Origin of the sequence: Bradyrhizobium sp. Bra78, from assembly GCF_024519855.1 — a bacterium.
Lineage (GTDB): Bacteria > Pseudomonadota > Alphaproteobacteria > Rhizobiales > Xanthobacteraceae > Bradyrhizobium > Bradyrhizobium japonicum_G.
Window position 1 is genome coordinate 34511 of the sequence record NZ_JALJRE010000001.1, and the last position, 22252, is coordinate 56762.

The window sequence follows — 22252 nt, forward strand, 5'->3', positions numbered from 1 at the left end:
TAGATCAACCCGCGACCTGCTTGATGCGGGCAATCATTTCGTCGACGGCCTTGTCCACCGGCACCTTCTCGCTCACCACCCGGTTCATCGCCTTGGCCCAGACGTTCTCGTTGTTCAGGATCGTGAACTTGTAGTTCTTGGTGAAGTCGAACGGCAGCGTTCCGCCAGTGAACTGCGCATAGACCGCTTTGCGATGCTTGTCCGCCTGCCAGAACGGGCTCTGCTGACTCGCCGTGGTTACCGGGAACCAGCGGCCGAGTCCGCCTTCGACATAAGGCCTGAGGTTTTCCTCCTGGAGCAGGAACTTGATGAATTCCTTGCCTTCCGCCTTGTTCTTGGAGGCCGTGAAGATCGCGCCGGTCTTGACGTCGGAGCGATACTTCATCGGCGAGCCGTCCGGCTTGTTGGGAAAGCCAGCAGTGATGATGTCCTGCTCGTAGGCCTTCTTGCCGGCGGCGCGCTGTTCCGGGGTCAGCGCCGGGTTGGTCGAATCCTCGAACCACTTCGCCGCGATCGAGATCGTGAAGTTGTGGGTCATCACGATTGTCTTGTTGTGGAAGGCGACGTTGTTGTCGGGGTCCTTCCATGTCGTGGAGGAGGGCGGCGTGCAGCCCCTGATATAGGTGTCAGTATAATCCTTCATGGCATGGATCAAGCCGTCACGCACCTTGGGATCGTCGACCAGGAGCTTGCCGTTGTCATCGACGAGCTTGACGTTATAGGCGTCCATGAACGTGTAGAAAGACTGGAAGGCGTCGGTGGATTCCACGCCCATCGGCTGGCCGACGGCGTAGATGCGCTGGCCCGTCGCCTTGCGGATTCCCGGCTGCACCTTGTCGCACCAGAACGACCAGTAATCCTCCCATTTGGTCGGAATGTCGCTCTGCTTGAAGCCGGCCTTCTCCAGCATGTCGTTCCAGATGTTGACGTGCATGGTCTGCTGCTTCAGGGGGAAGCCGTAGTAGGCCCTCTTCTTGGCAACGTCGTCATAGAGCAGCGCCGTCTCCAGCGTGTTCGGCGCAAAGGCCGACTTCATCGGCAACAGGATGTCGGACAAGTCCTCGAGCTTGCCCTCGAACGCCCATTTTCCCGCCGCCTGCACGTCGTAGGAATCGGAATAGGCGACATCGGGCACGGTACCGGAATCGAGCGCCGCCACTGTCTTCGGTATCATGTCCTGAACGGCGTATTGCGACAACTCGACCTTGATGCCGCTCTTGGCCTCGAATTTCTTGATTGTCTCCAGCAGGGCGTCATCTTCGGACTTGTAGAAGCCCTTCACCCACCAGACCGTAATGGTCTTCTGCTGAGCAAACGCGGGTGCGGCGGCTGCAAACAGCCCGACCGCGGCGACCGCGAGTGATAGTGCGCCAATAACTTTGGATTTCACGTTTTTCTCCCTCAAGCCGCCGGTGTTTTAGCCGGTCGACAAAACTCTAGCGCATGGCCGTCAGCCGATCTAGCGGCTTCTTGTCAGACCTAGGTCGTGGGTGTCGGGCGAAGGAAGATGCTTAATGCGTGCATCGATGCAATCGCCGCATCAATTCGCGGCAATCAATTCAGCTTGTGCGTGCTGGCTTCGCCCGACCATCCGCAATTCCACATGCCTGCTCGCCGCCAGCGTTGCCCGCTTCGCCGGCGAGCTACCGGCGTTTCCCCTTCCGGTCGGTCAGGACGGCATTCGAACTTGCCTCAGCGGGGCGGTTCCGCGGCTTGCCGTGCCCGCTGGCTCGGGAAGGAGAGCGCCATGCCTCGAGGAGCATCTTGAGAAGTTGGCTGGCATGAGGGGATAGCGTCGCCCCGCGCCTGCGCACGATTCCGATCGTCCTCGACACGTCCGGCTCGATCAACCGAATGGTGTGAATGATCGGATGGCCGGCGGCTGGCGTCGCCAGCCTCGGTAGCACGGCGACGCCCAATCCCGCTTCGACCAAGCCAAGCGAACCGGAGAGGTGAGCGACTTCGTACGTCCAGTTGAGCTGCAAGCCGTGCCGTGCCATCGCATTGTCGATCAACGCGCGATTGCCGCTGTTGCGGCCCACCGTGATGACACGGTGCGGCACAATCTCAGACCAACTCACCTGCTTGCGCGATGCCAACGGATGGTCATGGCGACAGGCCAGGACGAAAGGGTCTTCAACCAGTTTTTCAAATTCAATTTCGGCATGCGAAGCGCCGATGAAATTGATGCCGAAGTCGGCTTCTCCGCGCGCGACCGCTTCCAATCCTTCATTGGCGCCGATATCCAGAATCCGGATGCGAATGCGCGGATACGCTTCGGCGAACCGGCCGATCGCGCGCGGCAGGAAATAGAATACCGCCGTCGGCACGGCAGCCACCGAAACCAGACCCGAACTTCGCCCGCCGATATCCTGGATGGCCAGCACCGAGGTTTCGAACTCATCGATGAGGCGGCGCACCTTCGGCAGGAAGTCGCGGCCCGTCATGGTGAGATTGACGTGGCGCGTGGACCGTTCGAGCAGCGGCGCGCCAAGGCTTTCCTCCAGCTTCTGAATGCGCCGGCTCAGCGCCGGTTGTGACAGGTTCAGCGCCTTCGCGGTGCGGACGAAGCTGCCCATCTCCGCCACGGTGATGAACGCCTTGAGGTCGAGCAGTTCTGCATTCATGGGCAGGCTCCGTTGTACCGATATACGGAATAATACTTCAGATATTTGCATTTCACAAAAGAGTTCGGACGGGGGATGGTCTGGTTCGAGCAAAGATGTCCGGGAACGGAAGGGCTCCATGAACGATCAGATCGCTATTCCCTGTGTGGTGATGCGCGGAGGCACCTCGCGCGGGCCGTTTTTTCTGGCCGGCGATCTTCCGGCCGATCCCAGGCTGCGCGACGCCATCCTGCTGTCTGTCATGGGAGGTGGTCACGATTTCGGGATCGACGGCATCGGTGGTGGCAACGCCGTTACCAATAAGGTCGCGATCGTCGGACCGGCATCGGTGGCTGGCGCCGATGTTGACTACCTGTTCGCCCAGGTGCGGGTTCGTGAAGGGATCGTCGATACCTCGCCGAACTGCGGCAACATGCTGGCGGCGGTAGGGCCGTTCGCAATCGAAGCCGGCCTGGTCGCCGCGGCCGCAGATCGCACCCATGTGCGCATCCATAATGTCAACACCGGCAAGCTGATTGACGCGACGGTCGCCACCCCCGGCGGGCGGGTAACCTATGAGGGCGAAGCGCGGATCGACGGTGTACCGGGAACGGCCGCGCCCATCGAACTGTCGTTCCCCAACGCGGCCGGCGCACGCACCGGTCGCCTGCTGCCGACAGGACGTCCGGTCGACCGCATCGAAGGGATCGACGTGACCTGCATCGACGCAGCCATGCCCGTCATGCTGGTCCGCGCGGCCGATCTGGGATGGACCGGCCGTGAAGCACCCTCGGCCTTCGCCGACGGCGGCTTCCGCGCGCGGCTCGAAAACCTGCGCATTGAGGCCGGTCGCCGGATGGGCTTCCCGGATTCCGCGTCAATGGTGATTCCGAAACCGGTTCTGATTGCGCCCGCGGTCGGGGCGACGTTGAACACCCGCTACTTCATGCCGCACGACTGCCATAGCGCGCTGGCGGTGACCGGCGCTGTCGCGATCGCGACTGCGTGTGTGACGCCCGGAACCATTGCTGCAGAGATGATCGGGCTGCTGGCGCCGCCGGCGACGATCACGCTTGCCCATCCCTCCGGCCAACTCGTGGTTCGGTTGGAGCCCGGCCCGGTTGCCAGGGTGCAGCGGACAGCCCGGCGAATCTTCGAGGGCCACGTCTTCGCCCGCCGATCGCACCTGCCTCATTCGGTGCTGGCGGCCTGAAGCCGGGTCGCTCTCAAAGCCGTCAAAAAAATCAGAGCCATGGGAGAAACGAGAATGCAGAAGCAAGCGCTGGCCGGGCCCGCGAACAGCGAGCCGCGAAAACCGTTCTACCGGATTCTCTACGTCCAGGTGCTAATCGGTCTCATGCTGGGCGTCCTCACCGGCCACCTCTGGCCTGAATTTGGCGCCGCGCTGAAGCCCTTCGGAGACGGCTTCGTCAAGCTGGTCAAGATGATGATCGCGCCGATCGTGTTCTGCACCATCGTCAGCGGCATCAACAGCATCAGCGATTCCCGGGAGATCGGTCGCACGCTGGTGAAATCCATGGCGCTGTTTTACCTGCTGACCGTGCTCGCACTGCTGGCCGGCCTGATCGCCGTATCGCTGATCCAGCCAGGCGTTGGCATGCATGTTTCTGTCAGCACGCTGGATCCCTCGGTGGCCGCGAAATTCACCAAGCAGGCAGGTGCGACCGGATTCGCGGACTTCGTGCTGCACATCATCCCGCATTCCTTCTTTGGAGCGTTTGCCGATGGCGAAGTGCTGCCGGTTCTGCTGGTCTCGATCCTGATCGCCTTCGGCCTGAGCCGTGCCGGTGATGGGGGTGTTGTGGTGACAAAGGCAGTCGACTCGTTCTCACAGGTGCTGTTTGTATCCTTCGGCTTCATCATGAAGCTCGCCCCGCTCGGTGCCTTTGGAGCGATGGCGTTCACCGTGGGCCGCTACGGCGTCCGTTCGATCGGCTCGCTAGGACTGCTGATCCTGACATTCTATGTCGCCTGCTCCGTCTTCGTGGTCGTCGTGCTCGGTACTCTGGCTCGGCTGAACGGCTTCAGCCTGTGGAAGACCATTCGCTACTTCAGGGAAGAACTGCTGATCGTGCTCGGCACGTCATCGTCGGAGCCGGCGCTGCCTGGGGCGCTGCGCAAGCTGGAGCAGCTCGGATGCCGGAAAGGCGTGTCGGGGCTCGTGCTGCCGATGGGCTACTCCTTCAATTTGGACGGCAGCGCCATCTATCTCACGCTGGCTTCCATCTTCATCGCGCAGGCCTGCGACATTCACCTCTCGTGGGGGCAGATTGCGGCGATGCTCGGGCTGATGCTGCTGACGTCCAAAGGCGCGGCCGGCGTCACCGGCAGCGGCTTCGTCGCGCTTGTCGCAACGCTTTCCGTCATGCCGGATCTGCCCGTGACCGGCGTGGCGCTGCTTGTCGGCATCGATCGTTTCATGTCGGAGGCGCGGGCGCTGACCAGCATGATCAGCAACTGCGTCGCAGCCATCACCGTTTCGCTGTGGGAGGACGCTTGTGACCGCGAGGTGTTGGCCCGTGAACTGGGACGCAGCGGCACTTCCAACGCTGCGGCCGGATCGAAGATCGGCGGGGCAGCAGTGGTGCAGGGGGACGAAACCTGGATTTCGACGACGCAATCGGCCGCTTAACTCCACCCTTGGGATGAAATCGGCCGCAGTATTCAGCGCAAGCTATCAAGAATCTGACTAAGTGATGTCTATCAGCCTAGTTGGATTTGGCGCCTTCCTTGGCGTTCTCCGCCGTCGGCGAGTCTGCCGGGGCGGGACGCTTGCCGGTACCGGTGATGCGCTCGATCGCGGAGCGCACGGCGTTGCCCCCCTTGCGGTCCTTGAGCATGTCGAGCAGGGGTGCGGAGGCAGGCGAGCGGCGGATCAGGCTTTCCGGATCTGGGAAGATCAGGGGATCGTCCCAGGGGCCCTGCACCACGAAGGGCAATTCGAAGCCCGAGGCGCTGTTGAGGCTGGCCACGCCCTTCATGTCGTATTCGCGCGTCGGCACCGAGGCGGTGCCGGTCATCGTGATCTTCGCCGCAGGTCCCTCGACGCGGATGTCCTCGGCGGTGGCGACCCCGTCGGAGAATTTCACCGCGATGGTGAGGCTGTCGTAAGGGGTCGAGCCGTTGCGGAAATTGCCGCCGCCGGACAGCGGCCGCCGCTCCAGCCGCTTCAGGAGCTGTTCGGCGTTGAAGCCCGAGATCGCGCCGTCATGCCCGGTCACGGTGGCGCTGCCGTCGAGCGACTGCACGAGGCCGAACGGGCTCGAGCCGGAGGCAACGAGGGAGACGTTGATGTTGCCGCGGCCGGACAGCTTGTTGAGGCCGAACAGCTCGGAGGCGCAGGCCTGGAGGTCGACGTCGGTGAACTGGAATTGCGCCTTGATGTCGGCGACGGTGTCGGAGCGCGCGATGCCGAACGAGCCCTTGGCGATGCCGCCATAGACCTGGGCCTCGCCGACCGAGAGCGCCAGTGTGCCGTTGCGCAAATTGGCGCCGATCGCCGTGCGGCCGAGCTTGGTCGGCCCGACCGTCAGCTTTGCTGCCGACAGGCGCATGTCGAGGTCGGTGGTCGACAGGGCGTTGAGATCGAACAGCTGCCTGTTCCAGTCCCGCGCCCCGCTCGCGAGCAGGCGGAAGGTGGAAATATAAGGTGTGAAGTCGAGTGCGTCGGCGGCGAGCGTCGCCTGCAGCGTCTGCCGGCCGTTATTGGCGTAGGTCATCACGCCCTCGGCGGTGTTGCCGTCGAGCTCGACATTGACGTTGGTGAGCGCGATCGAGGCGCCCACGACATTGGCGCGCGCCTTCAGCGCGAAGCGGCCGAAACCGCCGCTGCCGGGTTGCGGCTGGCCGGTCCAGCGCAGCGCATTGCGCAAGGACGGGCTGTCGATGGTGAGCGTGCCTTCCATCATCGGGCTGGTGCGGTTGGCGACGCTGCCGTCGAAGGCGAGCTTGAGCGGGGCACTGGCGATCCGCGCCTTCAGGCCGGAGCGGTCGCCGGAGAGGGCGGCGACGAAATCGGCGAAGCTGATCGAGCCGTCGACCCGTTCGCCGCGCCAGTCGAACTGTCCGGTCGCGGCGAAGGAGCGCGAGATCGAGGGCCAGGCCAGCGACAGGTCGATGTCCTCGAACTTCTCGGTGCCGTGGGTGGCGGCGTCCTCGTAGTTGAGCACGCCGTCCTGGATCCGGATCTCGGAGAACGACACCTGGTTCTCGGCGCCGGGCTTCATGGTGCGCGCGATGGTCTGGATGAAGGGCGTCCAGTTGCTCTCGCCGTCCGGCTGCAGGCTGACATGGATGCGCGGCCGCAGCAGCGTCAGGTCGGCGATCTCGAACCTTTGCAGCAGCAGCGGCAGCAGCCGCAGGTTCGCGGTGAGCACGTCGACATGGAGGGCGGGATCGCTGGTGCCGCCGCCCTTCAGGCCGACGTCATGGAAGGAGATGTAGCTTGCCGGCAGCAACGAAATGTCGATGGCGCCCGCGACATTGAGCTCGAGCCCGGTGACGTCGCGGATCTGCGTTTCCACCGCCTTGCGCAGCGCGTCGCGGTTGATGAGCCAGGAGGTCGCGATCAGGGCGATCAGCGCGAGGCCGAGCAGCGCCGCGATCGGCGTCCCGAGGCGCTTCATTCCTTGGGCCATGGTCAATGGCGTGTCCTGATCGGGTTGGTCGCTGGAGCCGGAGGGCGGGCCGGGAAACCTGCGCGCCCACGCCCAACCCCCGCAACTTGATGGGTTTTCTTGTCGCTTTCAAGGCCGCGGGCGGTTCTGCCCACGGCGTGGGCAGCTTCTATCACTCGCCTGCCGGGCGGAGAACCCCGTATCATTGACGGCTTCGGACGATTTCGCCTAATAATCGCCGCCAATAAGGCGCGACGCCTGCAAGCCGAAGGTTCACTCGAAGGTTATTTGCATGAACAAGGTCTATCCCGACGCCAAGTCGGCTCTCGCGGGCGTTCTGAAAGACAACATGATGATCATGTCGGGCGGCTTCGGCCTCTGCGGCATCGCCGAGGAATTGTCGGACGCGATCCGCGAGTCCGGCGTCAAGGGCCTGACGGTGGTCTCCAACAATGCCGGCGTGGACGGCATCGGGCTCAGCCGCCTGCTGGAAACCCGGCAGATCAAGAAGATGATCTCGTCCTATGTCGGCGAGAACAAGCTGTTTGCCCAGCAATTCCTCGCCGGCGAGCTGGAACTCGAATTCAACCCGCAGGGCACGCTGGCCGAGCGCATCCGCGCCGGCGGTGCCGGCATTCCGGCCTTCTACACCAAGACCGGCGTCGGCACGCTGATCGCCGAGGGCAAGGAAGTGAAGGAATTCGACGGGCAGAAGTACCTGATGGAGCGCGGCCTGTTCGCCGATCTCGCCATCGTGCACGCCTGGAAGGGCGATACCGCCGGCAACCTGATCTACCGCAAGACCGCGCGCAACTTTAACCCGATGATGGCGACCGCCGCCAAGGTCACGGTCGCCGAGGTCGAGCACCTTGTTCCGGCGGGTGAACTCGATCCCGACCACATTCACACGCCCGGTCTTTTCGTAAAGCGCATCGTCGAGGTCGGCACGGCCAAGAAGCGCATCGAATTCCGCAACACCCGCCCGCGCACGGCAGCTTGAGATCAGGAGAGTAAGATGGCCTGGACCCGTGAACAGATGGCCGCGCGCGCCGCGAAGGAACTGCGTGACGGCTACTACGTCAATCTCGGCATCGGCATCCCGACGCTGGTCTCGAACTACATCCCGGACGGCATGGACGTCAGCCTCCAGAGCGAGAACGGCATGCTCGGCATGGGCCCGTTCCCCTATGAGGGCGAAGAGGACGCCGACCTCATCAACGCCGGCAAGCAGACCGTGAGCGAGCTGCCGTCGACCTCGTATTTCTCGAGCGCGGATTCCTTCGGCATGATCCGCGGCGGCCACATGGATCTGTCGATCCTCGGCGCCATGCAGGTGGCCCAGAACGGCGATCTCGCCAACTGGATGATCCCCGGCAAGATGGTCAAGGGCATGGGCGGCGCGATGGATCTCGTCGCCGGCGTCAAGCGCGTCGTCGTGGTGATGGAGCATTCGGCCAAGGACGGCGCCAAGCTGCTGAAGCAGTGCAATCTGCCGCTGACCGGCGAGCGCGTGGTCGACATGGTCGTGACCGACCTGGCCGTCTTCACCATCGACAAGCACGGTGACGGCGGCATGGCGCTGATCGAGCTGGCCGAGGGCGTCACGCTCGACGAGGTCAAGTCCAAGACCGAAGCCGAATTCCGCGTCGCGCTGAAGAACACCTAAGGTCTTCGCATGACGATACGGTCTGCGCGTCCCGACGACGCCGGTTTCATCGTCTCCGCAATTCTGTCCGCGTAACGCGGACCAACGCGGCGCGGCTGGTTCGACATTGCCCTCGGCTGGCCCGATGCGCAGTGCCGCGACGTCATCGCGCAGATCGCTGTCGCCCGTACCGGGCCCTGGTGGCACATCTCATGAATGTCGCCGCGCGGGCAGGTCGCTCGCAATGATGGACGGGAGCCGCCGACATTGCTCCCCCTTCTCGCACGTCAGGATGGCATCAGGGCCTGAGCTGTTGAGCTAGATCAATCGCATATGGCGCGGTCAGCATAATTTTCCTCAGCAGACTTCCTGAGTGAGCCAGAATTGATGCGCCGCGATCGTGTGTTGCCGGATTTTGGCGAGTTCTCACTCGTCCTGGGCGGCCCGCTCTTTCAGCTTCTGCGTCGGGCACATCTGTCCGACGACGCGATGACGCTGGTGCGCCAGCGCATCGTCGTGTTCTCGTTGTCGGCTTGGCTGCCGCTCTTGATCCTTTCGGCGTTGGACGGCAAGGCGTTCGGTAGCAGCGTGAGCGTGCCATTCTTGCTGGACTTCGAAGTCTATACTCGGTTCCTGGTGGCAATGCCTCTTTTGGTCGTCGCCGAGCTTATCGTGCATCACCGCATGCGATTTCTGGTCGTCGAATTTCTGGAGCGAAATCTGATTCCCGAGCACGCCATTGGGCAATTCAAGGCCGTCATTGCTTCGGAGTTTCGATTGCGAAACTCAGCGCTCGCCGAGGTATTGCTTCTCGGAGTTGTGTACATCGCCGGCGTCATGATCATTTGGCGTCACTATTTCACGCTCGATGCACCGACATGGTATGCGAGCCCCGTCGCCGCTGGCTCTACGCTCTCGTTTGCAGGAATCTGGTACGGCTACGTCAGCTTGCCGATCTTCCAATTCCTGCTGTGCCGCTGGTATTTTCGAATATTCATATGGATGCGCTTTCTCTGGCAGGTCTCGCGCATTCGTTTGAGCTTGGTGCCCACGCATCCCGATCGTGTCGGCGGCTTGGGGTTTCTATCCGAGACGGTCTATGCGTTTGTCCCGCTCCTCGTTGCGCACGGCGCATTGCTGGCGGGATTGCTCGGCAATCGCATCTACCACCTGGGAGCTACGCTGCCTTCTTTCATGCTTGAAATCGTTGTCCTGGTTGTCTTTCTCATATGCTTGATCCTTGGTCCCTTCCTCGTGTTCTCACCGCAGCTCGCTCGGGTGAAGCGCATCGGAAAACGCGAGTATGGCTCGCTCGCAGAACGTTACGTACGGGAGTTCGATGAAAAGTGGCTGCGCGATGGCGCGCCTGCCGAGGAACCCCTGATCGGCAGCGCCGACATCCAGTCGCTCGCCGATCTCGGCAACAGCTACGAGATCGTGCGGACGATGCGCATCATGCCTTTTTCCAAGGAAGCGATCCTCCAGCTCGCGGCCGTAACGGTCGCGCCGTTAGCGCCGCTGGTGCTCACCATGATGTCGTTGGAAGAGATTTTGAAGAAGCTGATCGGGATATTGTTCTAAAGCGCGATGAGACGGAGATGAATCGTCATCGCGCTTCAGGGTATTGTTTGAGCGTGACCTTTTCGAAAGTCTCTTCGCGCTTTTCCGGATCATGCTCCAGCATCCTGGATGTCCGTCGCAACCAGTTGGCCCTTACGACCTCGCCGCCCACGCCTTGCTCCATCGCGCCGACACGCTCGCGACCCACGACGGCTCTTCGCGGACTAGGCGGAAGCCGAGATTGGCGGGTGGCACGCCTTGTGCGCAGCCGCCGGCGCGGGCGTCGCGGATGAAATCGGTGACGTAGGCGCGGTGCGCGCCTTCGGCGACGCGCACGCCGCAGTTCACGGTCGGGCGGCCGGCATTGCCGGCCTCGTCGACGCGCGAGCGCACGAAGCAGGTCGAGGTCCACTCCCAGACATTGCCGGCGAGATCTTCGATGCCGTGCTCGTTCGGGCCGAACTTGCCGAACGGATAGGCCGTGGTGTCGAACGGATCGCTCTCGGATTCGCGCTCATAGCGGCTGATCCAGCGTTTCGAGGGATCGTCCGCGTCGACGGTCACGCCGTCGTCCTTGAACCGGGCTCCCGCCGCAAAGGCCCATTCTGCGTCGCTCGGCAGGCGGTAGTGGTGCCCGGTCTTGCGCGACAGCCAGCCCGCATAGGCCTCGGCATCGTGCCAGTTCACCTGCACCGCGGGCCGATCGGGGGCGATCGCCACGCCGCGATCGAGCACGCGGCAGGCGCCATCATGCACGCACATCTGATAGTCGGATGACGAGACCTGATGTCGCATGATGTGAAGCGGTCGCTCGAAGCGCATCGCGCGCAGCGGCGCTTCCGCCTGCCGCCCGGCACGCGTGAAATCGCCGGCCTCGCGATAGGACAGGCCGCCCGGCGCGACCCTGACGATGACGGGCTCCGCCGCCGTGCCGCGGACCGCCATGTCCGAGACCAGCGGCGCCACCGCGATCGGCCCTGCAAGTCCGGCAGCGCAGGCCAGTACCAGTTTCAGCTTGAATGCGATCAGCATGGTCGTCCCCCGAAAGGAAAAAGGGGCCGGTGATCCACCGGCCCCTTGTCGCGCTTAGTTGGTGTTCGGAGCCGGTATTTCCACAGGCGCCTTCACCTGGGTCATCAGATCGTCGTTCCACTTGCCTTCCACCTTGAAGTGCGCGGTGGCGCCGAGGTCGGCGGCCTCGATCAGATTGTGCGTGACATAGGCGTAGATGCCGGGCTGCATGAACTTGTACATCGCAGCTCCCGCCGAGCCGCCGCGGATGAACCAGGTCTCGAGTCCGACTTCGGGTGCATTGCCGAATTTGCCGGTCTCCCAGACATAGTCGCCATGGCCGCCGATCAGATGCGGGCGGCTGTCGCGATTGGCCTGCGAATGCACGATCAGCACGTTCTCGCCGACATTGGCGGTGAGCGCATTCTTGCCGGTGAGCGCGCCGGCCTTGCCGTTGAACACGACATGGGAGGGGATCAGTTTCTTCATGACCTCTTCGGTGTCGGTGAAGGCTTCGCCCGGCGAGTCGTAGGACTTGAAATTGCCTTTCTCGTCACGCGGTACGTACATGTCCTGCTCGCCGATGTAGTAGACCTTGTCGTATTTCAGCGCGTGACCCTTGCCGTCGTTCAATCCGTCGCGCGGCAGCACCATCACGGCACCGTTCATGCCGGAGACGACGTGCCAGGGGATCATCGGGCCGCCGGGTGCGCAGTGATAGACGAACACGCCGGTCTTGGTCGCCTTCCAGCGCAGCACGACCTGCTCGCCGGGATTGATCAGGGTGAGCGCGCCGCCGCCGAGCGCACCGGTCGCGGAATGGAAGTCGATGTTGTGCGGCATGGTGTTGGTCGCGGGATTGACCAGCGTCGTTTCGACGTAGTCGCCCTCGTGTACCACCATCAGCGGTCCCGGCATCGAGCCGTTGAAGGTCATCGCCTGGAAGGTGGTGCCTTTCTCGTCGATGACGACCTTCTTCTCCTCGATCGTGAGCTTGAACTCCACGATCTTGGGACCTTGCTTGGTCGCCTGCTCGTGCGCGTGGACGAAGGGCGGCGCGACCAGCTCGACTTTCTGACGTGGCAGTTTGAGATCATCGGCGGCCAAAGCGGGGGTCGCCAACATCAGCGCGGTCACGGCGGCGCTGATCAATGCGGCTCTGCGGGTGAACATCGGAAGCATCCTTCATGTGAAAGGGTTTTGATGACGGATGCAGTGTGCGCCTGTTGCGGCAAGGGTGTTTGCGCTGCGACAAGCTTTGGCCGGATTCGCCTCCGGTAAAGTCCCAAAGACATTTGCCGAAGATCTCATCGGCAATGCGACGGACGCCTCGCGCGACGTCGGCCGCGCCGGCAGCAAATCGTTCGCATGTTCAGATGCGCACGATCGTGAATGCATGGCCGTCGATTAGTAAAGCTGGATCGCAATCCAGACCAGGCCCCAGACCGCGAGTGACAATGCGGTAAGGACCGCAGCCGTAATCGTCAGGATCCGGACGATATGACCAGCGCCGGCGGCGGGCGTTGCGGGCACGGGCTGGTAATCGTCGAAACGCGGAATGCGGCCGCGAACGCCGGTGAGCCAGAGAACGAGATCGAGCACGAACGGCGCCAAGGCTTGTCTCCAAAGAATGGCTTATATCCAGGTAGTGGCTTGTGGCCAGGGAACGTGATTGGACGCCACCATGGCTCCGATCCGACGCTCCGACTTTGAGCGAGCGCAAGGTGCCCGGTCCGAAAACGGGTAATCCAGTGCCATCGGCATTTGCCGCGCCACTGCGCGGCATGAATTTACGAATGGGCAGGACATGAGGACTGATCTCGCAGCAAGCTACGGCGAGGAACGTCTGCCGCGCTACACGAGCTATCCGACCGCACCGCACTTTTCGACCGCGGTCGGTCCGCAGACTTATGCAGAGTGGCTCGCCAGACTCCCGGCGGGAGCCAGCGCATCGCTTTATCTGCACGTGCCGTTCTGCCGCGAAATGTGCTGGTATTGCGGCTGCCACACCCAGATCGTCCGCCGCGACGAGTTCATTGCGGCCTATCAGCGGACGTTGCGCAGCGAGATCGCGCAGGTCGCAGAGACCATTGGTCGCCGCATCAGGGTCGAGCACATCCATTTCGGCGGCGGCACGCCGACGATCACGGCGCCGGAGGCCTTTGCCGAACTGATGGCGGCGATGCGCCAGGCTTTCTTCGTGCTGCCTTCGGCCGAGATCGCGGTCGAGGTCGATCCCCGTACATTGACCGCCGGCATGGTCGAGGCCATGCGGCTCTCCGGCGTCAATCGCGCGAGCCTTGGCGTGCAGAGCTTCGATCCGGTCGTGCAACGTGCGATCAACCGCGTGCAGAGCTTCGAGCAGACGGCCTGCGTCGTCGACATGCTCAGGAGCGCCGGGATCGAGGGACTCAATTTCGACCTGATCTACGGGCTGCCCCATCAATCCGTCGCCTCGTGCCTGGATACCGTCCGGCGCAGCCTGGCGCTCGCGCCCGATCGCTTCTCGGTGTTCGGCTACGCGCACGTGCCTGATTTCAAGAAGCACCAGCGCCTGATCAACGAGGCCGTGCTGCCCGACGGCCTTGCCCGCCACGACCAGGCCTGCGCGATCGCCAACGCGTTGAAGGAGGCCGGCTACATCCAGATCGGTCTCGATCATTTCGCGCGGCCCGGCGACGCCATGGCCGTGGCGTTCGAGGAACGGACGCTGCGGCGCAATTTCCAGGGCTATACCACCGACAGGGGCGAGGTTCTGCTTGGTTTCGGCGCGAGCGCGATCGGACATCTGCCGCAGGGCTATGTCCAGAACGAGGTGCAGATCGGCGCCTATGCGCAGAGCATTGCCGCCGGCCGCCTCGCCACCGCCAAGGGTTATGGGCTCACCGACGACGACCGGCTGCGTGCCGACATCATCGAACGCATCATGTGCGAGTTCAGCGCCGATCTCGGCGACATCTGTGCGCGCCATGGTGCAGAGGCAGGGGCGATGCTGAAATCGGCGTCCCGGCTGAAGCCGCTGATTTCTGACGGTGTCGTGAGGCTGGACGGCGACCGCATCGCAGTCGCAAAGGATTCGCGCTTCCTGGTCCGCAGCGTCGCGGCCGCGTTCGACGCGCACCTGGATCCGGGAAAGCAGTTGCATAGCAGGGCGGTGTAGTTCTCGCGCCAGCTTGCGCCTCGACAAAGAAACTCCGGCCCGCTCCGCTATCGTCGGTCCAGAACGGAGTTGTCCATGCCTTTTGATTCCGACGATCTGGTCGATGACATCATGCGCACGGCGCCGCACACGATCCGCGTGTTTCTCGCCTTCAGGATGGCTTGTGTCGGCTGTCCAATCGCAACGTTCCACACGGTGGATGACGCCTGCCGCGAGCATGGCATCGACCGCGACAAATTCCTCGCTGCGCTGTGTGACTGCGTGCCGGCGTGAAGCGGCTTGGAATTCGCGCGGGTCGCGCGCGGATTCCCGGGTGAGGGATAGCTTCGCCGCAAGCGGAGCGCCTCTTACCCCGAGCTTCAGGGAGACGTCCCGGCGCTGCTCTCAGGCCGCGCCGCTGTCGGGGTTTCGCTCCGCCAGAACTACGATCCCATGCGGATCGCGCAGGATGATGCGCTGACGGCCGCTCTCGACCAGGCCCTGCTGTTCCCAGCCGCTCAGGATGCGGCTGACGGTGTGCAGCGTGGTGCCGGTCATCTGTGCGATGTCCTGGCGGCTGATCGGGAAGTCGATCTCGATGCCATGGTCGAGTTTTTTGCCGGACTGCTTGGCGAGCCGCAGCAGCGCATGCGCGACGCGCTGCTCGACCTGCTGGGTCGACATTTCCAGGATTCGGGTGTGGCTCTCCTGGAGCCGCGCGCCGACGGTCTGAAGCGTGTTGGCGGCGAGCGAGGGAAACCGCTCGACCAGCCGCGGCCAGGCGGAAGTCGGCCAGATCAGCACCACGCTGTCATCGACCGCGATCGCAGTGGCCGGATAGCGCGCAGCTCCGATCGCCATCGCGAGACCGAACGTTTCGCCCGGCGCGACATAGCGGACCACGATCTGCTCGCCGGTCGGCGTGGTCTTGGCCGCGCGGACATGGCCGTGCAGCAGCAGGAAGAAGGATTGCGCGTCCGCGCCCTGCTCGAAAACGGCGCTGTTCCTGGAATAGCGCGCCGAGCGGGCCTCGCGCAGGATCTCCTCGAGGTCCTCCGGCTTGACGCCCCCGAACAGCGGCAAATGCGCAACCAGCGATGCGTCGACCTTGGCCATTCTGCCTCCTTGGCACTCGGGAGTGTGATGGCACCTGCAATCGCCTGGCAGTTTGCGATAGCGCAAAACGGGCCGGGCGGGCGGCAGTATTTTTCCGTGCAACGATCCTAATTCACAGGAGTAGTCCCATGGCTGGCGCCCGATCCCGCACCTTCGAGGGCTGGCCGCTGTTTGCGAACAGCTTTCGGCCCTTTTTCCTGCTCGGCACGATCCAGGCCGGGCTGTCGATCCTGGTCTGGCTGCCGATGTTCTATGGCGAACTGTCGGTGACATCCGCCCTCGCGCCGCGCGACTGGCATGTCCACGAGATGCTCTACGGCTTCCTGCCGGCGGTGATCACCGGGTTTCTGTTCACGGCGATCCCGAACTGGACCGGGCGGCTGCCGATCCAGGGCACCTCGCTGGGCGCGTTGCTGGCGGTCTGGCTCGCCGGCCGCGCTGCGGTGACCTTGTCCGCCGATGTCGGCTGGGCGTTTGCGCTTGTCGTCGATGCCGCCTTCCTGACGCTGGTTGTCGCGGCCGCAACGCGCGAGATCGTCGCCGGCGGCAACTGGCGCAATTTGCCCGTGGTGGTGCTGGTGCTCGTGCTGCTGACCGGAAATGTCGCCTTTCATCTCGAAGCCCACTTCGAGGGCGCCGCCGATGTCAGCATCCGCGTCGGCATCGGCGTGGTCGTGCTGCTGATCTCGCTGATCGGCGGCCGCATCATCCCGAGCTTCACCCGCAACTGGCTGGTCAAGTTCAATCCCGGCCGCCTGCCGGTGCCGTTCGGACGTCTTGACGGCGCAGTGATCGGGTGCAGCGCGCTCGCGCTCATCGCATGGATCGTGGCGCCGCTGAATGCCGTCACCGGTATCGTGATGGCGTTCGTCGGTGTGTTGCATCTGGTGCGGCTTGCGCGCTGGGCTGGCGACCGCACCACCCGCGAGCGGCTGCTCCTGATCCTGCATGTCGGCTATGTCTTCGTGCCGATCGGTTTCCTGCTGCACGCCTCGGCTGCCTTCGGCGCGTTGCCGCCGAGCGCGGGGATTCATGCCTGGATGGCGGGCGCGGCTGGGACCATGACGCTCGCGGTGATGACGCGCGCGAGCCTCGGCCATACCGGGCAGGCGCTGACGGCATCGCCGGCGACCCAGGGCATCTACCTTGCGATCGTTGTGGCGGCGCTGGCGCGTGTCGCTGCGGTGGTGTTGCCGGCGCACAGCGATGCGCTGCTGCACATTGCCGCCTGCGGCTGGATCGTCGCGTTCCTCGGCTTTGCCATCGCGTTCGGCCCGCTGCTCGCCGGCAGTCGCCGGCGCGCGCTCGCGGTCATCGGCGTGCCCGCTCCGGCACGCTGATCCTAAGCCGCGCTCGCCGAGGGCACCTTGTCCGGCTTCGGCAGCGGCCGCACGCCACGCCGCCATTCGGTGATGGTGCAACCGAAATGGCCGCGAAACCAGCGGGCCATCGCGCTCTGTGCGGAGAAGCCAAGCTGTCCGGCGACATCCGCCAGCGGCCGGTCGGGGTCTTCGATCAGCTGGATCACCAGATCGGCTCGCTGCGCGTCGAGGATCGCGGAGAAACTGGTGCCGGCTTCGGCAAGGTGTCGGTGGATGGTGCGGCGGGTGCAGGCGAGGTGCTCGGCAACACGTTCGACCGTGCAGTCACCGCTCGCGAGCAGGATGCGCACGACCTCGTCGACCTTCTCCTCCCAGCTTGCCGGCCGGGTTTCGATCGCCTCGATGCGTTTGCGCAGATAGCTAGCGATCAGCGGATGCGCGCTCGGGATCCGGCGCTCCATGTCGTGTGCCGACAGCAGGATCGAATCGTCCTCCGCGTTGAAGATCACACGGCAGCCGTAGAACTCGCGGTAGCGCTTGCGGTCGTGCGGCGGGGGATAATGCAGATGCACTTCCTGAGGCCGCCAATCGCTGCCGAACAGCGACTGGATGATGCGGTGGACGCTGCCGAGCGCCATGTCGATCGACTGGCGTGGTGCGGTCGGCTGCCGGCCGCGCAGATGCAGCGTGACGGTCACGGTCTGCTTGTCCCTGATGACGTCGAGCTTCATGCCCTCGTGATGGACATGGATGAAGCGCGAGAACGCCTCGATGGCTTCGCCGACGGTCGCCTGTTCGCGCACGATCAAACCGACCGCGCCGAAATTGGTCAGTCCGCCGCGCTCGGCAAGCCGCAAGCCGAAATCTTCGGCCCCGGACGCCTCTGCCGACAATTCAAGCAGGCGTCGGAGACCTGTGACAGCGATAGGCGTATCGGGCTTGTCGAGGCAGGCCAGCGGCAGCCTGACCTTGCGCATCATCTGCTTCGGGTCGAGTCCGACCGACCGGGCGACCTCCGGGTAATAGCTCAAACCTGCGCTGCGAATGAGGTCGGCCATGCGAACCGTTCCGGTCAGCCATTCCCGCAGATGTCCCGAAATGTAAAGTTTCTGTCCCGATCCGTCAAATCCGGGAACAGGGCGGAACATACATATCGGAAACCGAAGCACTGGCGGGAATGCCCGTGCTCACGACGGCACGAAAGGGCGATGGGGCCCGCGGCCGTCTCGGGCCATTTGACCAACACATTATTGGATCGGGATTATGCCGGGGAACATGGTTTCCAAGGGTGAGGTATTCGTCATCGACACCGACGCCGCCTCCCGCGAACAACTTTCAAACGCGCTCCAACAGAGCGCCTATGACGTGATCTGCTTTGCCGACGGTGCGTCTCTGCTCTCGGAAGCCAAGGCGCGGATGCCGGCCTGCGTTCTCCTGGAACTGCCGCCCGATCGCTCCGGCCTCGACGTGCTCAAGCGCCTGCGCGAGGAAAACTGCATGGCGCCGGTGCTGGTGACGTCGGCGAACGGCAGCATCGCCATGGCGGTCGACGCCATCAAGCGCGGCGCGGCCGACTTCATCGAGAAGCCGTTCCGCACCCATGACATCGTCGGCCGGATCGACGCCGCCATCGACGAGTTCGCGCAGCCCGGCTCGAACCGGCAGCGCTGGCTGCCCGGCTGCGAGCCCCTGACCTCGCGTGAAGGCGACGTGCTCGAACATCTCGCGGCCGGCCTGACCAACAAGGAGATCGCCCGGCGCATGCATCTCAGCGCACGGACGGTCGAGGGCTACCGCGCCGGCATCCTGAAGAAGGCCGGCGCCAGGAACGTAACCGATCTGCTCCGCCGCATCTTCGGCCAGGGTTCGCCCACACAGGCCTGAAGGGTTGGCCGCGGAACGACGATGCGTTCCGGGGCCATGGTGCCGCCGCAGCGGCGCCCCACGGAAACCCCAATCGAACCAGTTCCTTCCCTGCCGCGTCTCACCACGATGGCGAGGCATCTTTTCGCGCGTCCGGCTGGCGGCGCAGCGATACCGGCAGGGAGGAATTTCATGCGCACCATCGCGAAATATCTGGCGACGACGAGCCTGGTCCTGGTGACCAATGCGGTCGCGTTGCCGTCATGGGCCGCCGATGTGGACGCCACATCGGCCATCGACACCGTCACCGTCTATCCCGACGGCGCCACCGTCACCCGCATCATCGCGCTGGACCTCGCCTCCGGTGACTCAACGCTGGTCGCCAAGGATTTTCCGCTCTCGCTCGATCCGTCCTCCCTTCGTGTCGAGGGCGAGGCGGGCGCCAAGCTGACCATCGGCACGATCGATGCGCGGCCGCCCCGTGCCGCGCCGCCGGTCAACCTCTCCGAACTCGACAAGCGCATCGAAACGCTCAAGGACGAGCGCGCCGATTTGCAGGGAGCAATCGATGCGGCGGTCGCGCGGCGCAAATTCGCCCAGCGCTTTGCCGAAGTGTCCCCTGTTGGCCTCGGCGAGAAAGGCGAGGCCCGTCCGATCACCGAATGGCGGGCGGCGTTCGGCGCAGTCGGTGAGGAGATCGCGACCGCCGACACTGCGATCCGTGACGCCACGCGAAAGCAGCGCGAGATCGATCGCCAGATCGCGCAGTTGGACGCCGAGCGCTCCGCCAAGCCGCCAAGCAAGCTCGAGGTGCGGATCGACGTCGCCTCGACAGCAGCGACCAAGGCAACGCTGCGGGTAACCTACGCGGTGCGCAATGCCCGCTGGATGCCGCTCTACGACGCCCGGCTCGACACCGGCGCCAAGGACCGCAAGCCGCAGCTCGAGCTGGTTCGGCGCGCCGAGGTGACGCAGTCGACCGGCGAGGACTGGTCGAACGTCACGCTCGGCGTTTCCACGGTCCGCATCGGCCGCGGCGGCAGCGCGCCGGAGCTGAACTCGCTGGTTGCGCAGTATCCGCAGGTGCCGAAGCCGCGGGCGCTGGGGTCGGTCTCTGATACCGCAATGCCTGCGGCGGCGCCAATGCTGCAGCGAAAGGTGGAATCTTTCGCGGCCAAGGCGGCCGACGATATCCGCGAGCGCGCCGACGAGCAGCAGGCGGTTGCCGAGATCGGCGGCTTCCAGGCGACATTCAAAGTTCCCGGACGTGTCAGCCTCGGCGCCGCCGAGGGCGCCAAGAGCCTGCGCATCGCTTCGACGAACGTGCCGGCCGATCTCATGGTGCGTGCGGCACCGGTGATGGACCCCACCGCCTTCCTCGAAGCCAGCTTCAAGCAGACCGACGACACGACGCTGTTGCCGGGCAAGGTCGCAATCTATCGCGACGGAATCTTCGTCGGCCGCGGCAAGCTCTCGGCCTCGGCCAAGGACGACATCGTGCGGCTCGGCTTCGGCGCCGACGACAAGGTCAAGATCGAGCGCGCGGTCCTCAAGCGCAACGAGGGTTCGGCCGGCCTCCTGGTCACGACGTCGAAGACCGACGAGCGTTCGTTCAAGACGACGATCCGCAACGGTCACGACTTCCCGATCAAGGTCGCAATCGAGGATCAGTTGCCGGTGAGCGAGAACGAGGACATCGTCGTCGAGATGCTGCCCGCGACCACCCCGCCGACCACGAGCAACATCCGCGACCGGCGCGGCGTGCTGGAATGGTCGTTCGACGCCAAGCCCGGCGAGGCCCGCGACATCAATTTCGCCTGGCGCATCCGCTGGCCGAAGGACAAGAGCATGGTGATCGTGCCGGCGGGTTAATGACGGCACGCCCACCTCCCCCCGCAAGGACGGGGAGAGGTGGGCGATAGCAATCGATTACTTCGCCTTCAGGAAGTCCGCGACTTCGAGCAGCATGAACTCGTTGTCGTCGGCCTTGTTGGGATCGCGGCTGGACGAGAACGGCAGATTGTTGTCGTTGCCGACGATGATATGGGTCTCGTCGACGCGATCGACGTTCTCGATGGTGAAGAACGGGAAGGTGTAGACGCCGTCATTGAGGGCTTTGCGCGCCTTCTTGTCGGGGTCCTGGATCTTGATCAGGTCGATATAGCCGACCTCGCGCACGGGTTTGCCGACATTGGCGTCCGAGAGCTCGATCTTGTAGACGCGCTTGAACTTGGCGACGTCGGGGAAGCAGTTCTCGCCGCGGGTGCCTTGCGGGCAGGCCTTGTCGGCCGTGCCTTCGCCATTGTCGCGCTCGATGACGAGGCCTGAGGCCTGATCGATCATGTTGAAGTCGCCGATGGCGTTGCCGTTCTGCTCGAACACGTACTGCCAGTAGCGGCCGGTGAATTTTTCGGAGGCGACGTCGAATTCGAGGATGCGGGAGGCTTCCTTGCCGTCGACCTTTTCCCAGTCCTTCTTGTCGGCGTCCCACAGCGGGCCTTCGAGCAGGCCGTAGAGGAACTTGCCGTCCTTGTACGAGGCAAAGCCCTCATAGCCCTTGGAGCGTCGGAGGTTGACGTTGGTGTAGGTCGCGCCCGGTGCGCCGGGCGTTGCCACCGCCCAGTTGTCGGGTGAGCGCACCGGCTTGCCGTCGGCCACGGTCTCGAACAGCCCGAGGATCTTGCCGGTCTTGTCGGCCTTCAGGATGTAGGGGCCGAACTCGTCGCCGATCCAGAAGGTGTCGCCGATGATCTGGAAACCTTCGGTGTCGAAGTCCGAGCCGGTGAGGTAGCGCGTCTGCGTGTCCTCGTGCACGATGCGGAACGGCACGCGTCTGTCGGGATCGTGCAGGAACACGGTTTCCAGTCGCTCGATCTTGTCGCTCGCCCAATCCATCTTGTAGCGGTTGAGGTACAGCATCGAATCCGGCGAGTTGGCGCGCGCGCCCATGCCGTTGTCCGTGATCACCCAGAAGCTGCCGTCGGGCATATGCTTGATGCCGGAATGGCCCTGGAGCGGCTGGCCCTTGAACGGCAGCGACACGCCGGTCGGACGCTCCGCGGACTTGCCCATCACCGTGCCGAGCGCATCGACGCGCTTGCCGGTGGTGTATTTGCCGGAGGTCTTGAGATCGGCGGGGGCGTCGGCCGGCGCGTCGATGAACGTGGCGGCCAGCATCACCACGTGGCCGGCGAGCTTGGCGGGAAATTCGCCTTCGCTCTGCGCGAGCGCGGCGCTCGCGGTGAGAATGATCGTTGCGACGGTGCCAAGAAAAGTCGCGCGCATGAGCGTCTCCTGTTATCGGAGGCCGTCTTATGCGGACCGCACATTGCAGTTTTGTGATGCCGGGCGAA

At 64.0% G+C, this 22252-nt stretch carries 19 protein-coding genes; 10 read left to right on the forward strand and 9 right to left on the reverse strand.

Going from position 1 to position 22252, the window contains the following annotated elements:
- Positions 1-4: 4 nt before the first annotated feature.
- Together OC450_RS00175 and OC450_RS00180 are read right to left on the reverse strand one after the other, a co-directional pair.
- The gene (locus OC450_RS00175; RefSeq protein ID WP_211382260.1) at positions 5-1390 is read right to left on the reverse strand and encodes an ABC transporter substrate-binding protein; all 1386 of its coding nucleotides are present in this window, start codon (positions 1388-1390) and stop codon (positions 5-7) included.
- Positions 1391-1643: 253 nt separating this feature from the next.
- Positions 1644-2627, reverse strand: coding sequence for a LysR family transcriptional regulator (locus OC450_RS00180; RefSeq protein WP_262046951.1), 984 nt, complete (start codon positions 2625-2627; stop codon positions 1644-1646).
- A 118-nt stretch (positions 2628-2745) separates the two neighbouring features.
- Between OC450_RS00180 and OC450_RS00185 the strand changes: the two genes are divergently transcribed.
- Both OC450_RS00185 and dctA read left to right on the forward strand, forming a co-directional pair.
- Positions 2746-3819: a 4-oxalomesaconate tautomerase gene (locus tag OC450_RS00185; protein ID WP_262046952.1), complete on the forward strand. Its 1074-nt coding sequence runs from the start codon at positions 2746-2748 to the stop codon at positions 3817-3819.
- A gap of 54 nt (positions 3820-3873) precedes the next feature.
- On the forward strand, positions 3874-5259 hold the full coding sequence (gene dctA, locus OC450_RS00190; RefSeq protein ID WP_262046953.1) for a C4-dicarboxylate transporter DctA: 1386 nt from the start codon (positions 3874-3876) through the stop codon (positions 5257-5259).
- Between the two features lie 76 nt (positions 5260-5335).
- Here dctA and OC450_RS00195 read toward each other — a convergent pair whose 3' ends face one another.
- Complete coding sequence (locus OC450_RS00195; protein ID WP_262047224.1) at positions 5336-7264, reverse strand: AsmA family protein; 1929 nt, start codon at positions 7262-7264, stop codon at positions 5336-5338.
- A 271-nt stretch (positions 7265-7535) separates the two neighbouring features.
- On the opposite strand from OC450_RS00195, the gene OC450_RS00200 reads away from it, so the two are divergent.
- From OC450_RS00200 to OC450_RS00210, 3 genes are all read left to right on the forward strand, one after another.
- Positions 7536-8243 carry a CoA transferase subunit A gene (locus OC450_RS00200; protein WP_211382264.1) on the forward strand — a complete coding sequence of 236 codons (708 nt, stop codon included), beginning with the start codon at positions 7536-7538 and terminating at the stop codon, positions 8241-8243.
- Between the two features lie 15 nt (positions 8244-8258).
- On the forward strand, positions 8259-8909 hold the full coding sequence (locus OC450_RS00205) for a CoA transferase subunit B (RefSeq protein WP_256805711.1): 651 nt from the start codon (positions 8259-8261) through the stop codon (positions 8907-8909).
- Between the two features lie 366 nt (positions 8910-9275).
- Positions 9276-10469, forward strand: coding sequence for a hypothetical protein (locus OC450_RS00210; protein WP_262046954.1), 1194 nt, complete (start codon positions 9276-9278; stop codon positions 10467-10469).
- A gap of 132 nt (positions 10470-10601) precedes the next feature.
- On the opposite strand, the gene OC450_RS00215 is transcribed toward OC450_RS00210, so the two are convergent.
- From OC450_RS00215 to OC450_RS00225, 3 genes are all read right to left on the reverse strand, one after another.
- A complete protein-coding gene (locus tag OC450_RS00215; protein ID WP_262046955.1) occupies positions 10602-11480 on the reverse strand; it encodes a formylglycine-generating enzyme family protein in 879 nt (292 codons plus the stop codon).
- Between the two features lie 54 nt (positions 11481-11534).
- A complete protein-coding gene (gene nirK / locus OC450_RS00220; protein ID WP_211382268.1) occupies positions 11535-12632 on the reverse strand; it encodes a copper-containing nitrite reductase in 1098 nt (365 codons plus the stop codon).
- A gap of 234 nt (positions 12633-12866) precedes the next feature.
- Entirely contained in the window at positions 12867-13073 is a 207-nt protein-coding gene (locus OC450_RS00225; RefSeq protein ID WP_211382269.1) for a hypothetical protein, read from the reverse strand.
- Between the two features lie 193 nt (positions 13074-13266).
- Here OC450_RS00225 and hemN point away from each other — a divergent pair, with 193 nt between their 5' ends.
- Together hemN and OC450_RS00235 are read left to right on the forward strand one after the other, a co-directional pair.
- Positions 13267-14619, forward strand: coding sequence for an oxygen-independent coproporphyrinogen III oxidase (hemN, locus tag OC450_RS00230; RefSeq protein WP_262046956.1), 1353 nt, complete (start codon positions 13267-13269; stop codon positions 14617-14619).
- A 75-nt stretch (positions 14620-14694) separates the two neighbouring features.
- Complete coding sequence (locus OC450_RS00235; protein ID WP_211382271.1) at positions 14695-14892, forward strand: DUF1858 domain-containing protein; 198 nt, start codon at positions 14695-14697, stop codon at positions 14890-14892.
- 111 nt (positions 14893-15003) lie between these two features.
- Here the strand turns inward: OC450_RS00235 and OC450_RS00240 are convergent, their stop codons facing one another.
- Positions 15004-15714, reverse strand: a complete 711-nt coding sequence (locus tag OC450_RS00240) for a Crp/Fnr family transcriptional regulator (protein ID WP_262046957.1) — start codon at positions 15712-15714, stop codon at positions 15004-15006.
- 128 nt (positions 15715-15842) lie between these two features.
- Here OC450_RS00240 and OC450_RS00245 point away from each other — a divergent pair, with 128 nt between their 5' ends.
- Positions 15843-17054: an NnrS family protein gene (locus OC450_RS00245; protein ID WP_262046958.1), complete on the forward strand. Its 1212-nt coding sequence runs from the start codon at positions 15843-15845 to the stop codon at positions 17052-17054.
- A 2-nt stretch (positions 17055-17056) separates the two neighbouring features.
- Here OC450_RS00245 and OC450_RS00250 read toward each other — a convergent pair whose 3' ends face one another.
- On the reverse strand, positions 17057-18094 hold the full coding sequence (locus tag OC450_RS00250) for an AraC family transcriptional regulator (RefSeq protein ID WP_211382274.1): 1038 nt from the start codon (positions 18092-18094) through the stop codon (positions 17057-17059).
- Positions 18095-18299: 205 nt separating this feature from the next.
- Between OC450_RS00250 and OC450_RS00255 the strand changes: the two genes are divergently transcribed.
- Together OC450_RS00255 and OC450_RS00260 are read left to right on the forward strand one after the other, a co-directional pair.
- Positions 18300-18920, forward strand: a complete 621-nt coding sequence (locus OC450_RS00255) for a response regulator transcription factor (protein WP_262046959.1) — start codon at positions 18300-18302, stop codon at positions 18918-18920.
- 171 nt (positions 18921-19091) lie between these two features.
- Complete coding sequence (locus OC450_RS00260) at positions 19092-20771, forward strand: mucoidy inhibitor MuiA family protein (RefSeq protein WP_262046960.1); 1680 nt, start codon at positions 19092-19094, stop codon at positions 20769-20771.
- A 57-nt stretch (positions 20772-20828) separates the two neighbouring features.
- Here OC450_RS00260 and OC450_RS00265 read toward each other — a convergent pair whose 3' ends face one another.
- The gene (locus OC450_RS00265) at positions 20829-22184 is read right to left on the reverse strand and encodes an esterase-like activity of phytase family protein (protein ID WP_262046961.1); all 1356 of its coding nucleotides are present in this window, start codon (positions 22182-22184) and stop codon (positions 20829-20831) included.
- Positions 22185-22252 lie beyond the last annotated feature (68 nt).

What these genes read in the sequence shown, in the direction of transcription:
- OC450_RS00180 (WP_262046951.1), bottom strand. Translation starts at nt 2,627, where the DNA reads ATGAATGCAGAACTGCTCGACCTCAAGGCGTTCATCACCGTGGCGGAG.
- OC450_RS00185 (WP_262046952.1), top strand. Translation starts at nt 2,746, where the DNA reads ATGAACGATCAGATCGCTATTCCCTGTGTGGTGATGCGCGGAGGCACC.
- dctA (WP_262046953.1), top strand. Translation starts at nt 3,874, where the DNA reads ATGCAGAAGCAAGCGCTGGCCGGGCCCGCGAACAGCGAGCCGCGAAAA.
- OC450_RS00195 (WP_262047224.1), bottom strand. Translation starts at nt 7,264, where the DNA reads ATGGCCCAAGGAATGAAGCGCCTCGGGACGCCGATCGCGGCGCTGCTC.
- OC450_RS00200 (WP_211382264.1), top strand. Translation starts at nt 7,536, where the DNA reads ATGAACAAGGTCTATCCCGACGCCAAGTCGGCTCTCGCGGGCGTTCTG.
- OC450_RS00205 (WP_256805711.1), top strand. Translation starts at nt 8,259, where the DNA reads ATGGCCTGGACCCGTGAACAGATGGCCGCGCGCGCCGCGAAGGAACTG.
- OC450_RS00210 (WP_262046954.1), top strand. Translation starts at nt 9,276, where the DNA reads ATGCGCCGCGATCGTGTGTTGCCGGATTTTGGCGAGTTCTCACTCGTC.
- OC450_RS00215 (WP_262046955.1), bottom strand. Translation starts at nt 11,480, where the DNA reads ATGCTGATCGCATTCAAGCTGAAACTGGTACTGGCCTGCGCTGCCGGA.
- nirK (WP_211382268.1), bottom strand. Translation starts at nt 12,632, where the DNA reads ATGTTCACCCGCAGAGCCGCATTGATCAGCGCCGCCGTGACCGCGCTG.
- hemN (WP_262046956.1), top strand. Translation starts at nt 13,267, where the DNA reads ATGAGGACTGATCTCGCAGCAAGCTACGGCGAGGAACGTCTGCCGCGC.
- OC450_RS00235 (WP_211382271.1), top strand. Translation starts at nt 14,695, where the DNA reads ATGCCTTTTGATTCCGACGATCTGGTCGATGACATCATGCGCACGGCG.
- OC450_RS00240 (WP_262046957.1), bottom strand. Translation starts at nt 15,714, where the DNA reads ATGGCCAAGGTCGACGCATCGCTGGTTGCGCATTTGCCGCTGTTCGGG.
- OC450_RS00245 (WP_262046958.1), top strand. Translation starts at nt 15,843, where the DNA reads ATGGCTGGCGCCCGATCCCGCACCTTCGAGGGCTGGCCGCTGTTTGCG.
- OC450_RS00250 (WP_211382274.1), bottom strand. Translation starts at nt 18,094, where the DNA reads ATGGCCGACCTCATTCGCAGCGCAGGTTTGAGCTATTACCCGGAGGTC.
- OC450_RS00255 (WP_262046959.1), top strand. Translation starts at nt 18,300, where the DNA reads ATGCCGGGGAACATGGTTTCCAAGGGTGAGGTATTCGTCATCGACACC.
- OC450_RS00260 (WP_262046960.1), top strand. Translation starts at nt 19,092, where the DNA reads ATGCGCACCATCGCGAAATATCTGGCGACGACGAGCCTGGTCCTGGTG.
- OC450_RS00265 (WP_262046961.1), bottom strand. Translation starts at nt 22,184, where the DNA reads ATGCGCGCGACTTTTCTTGGCACCGTCGCAACGATCATTCTCACCGCG.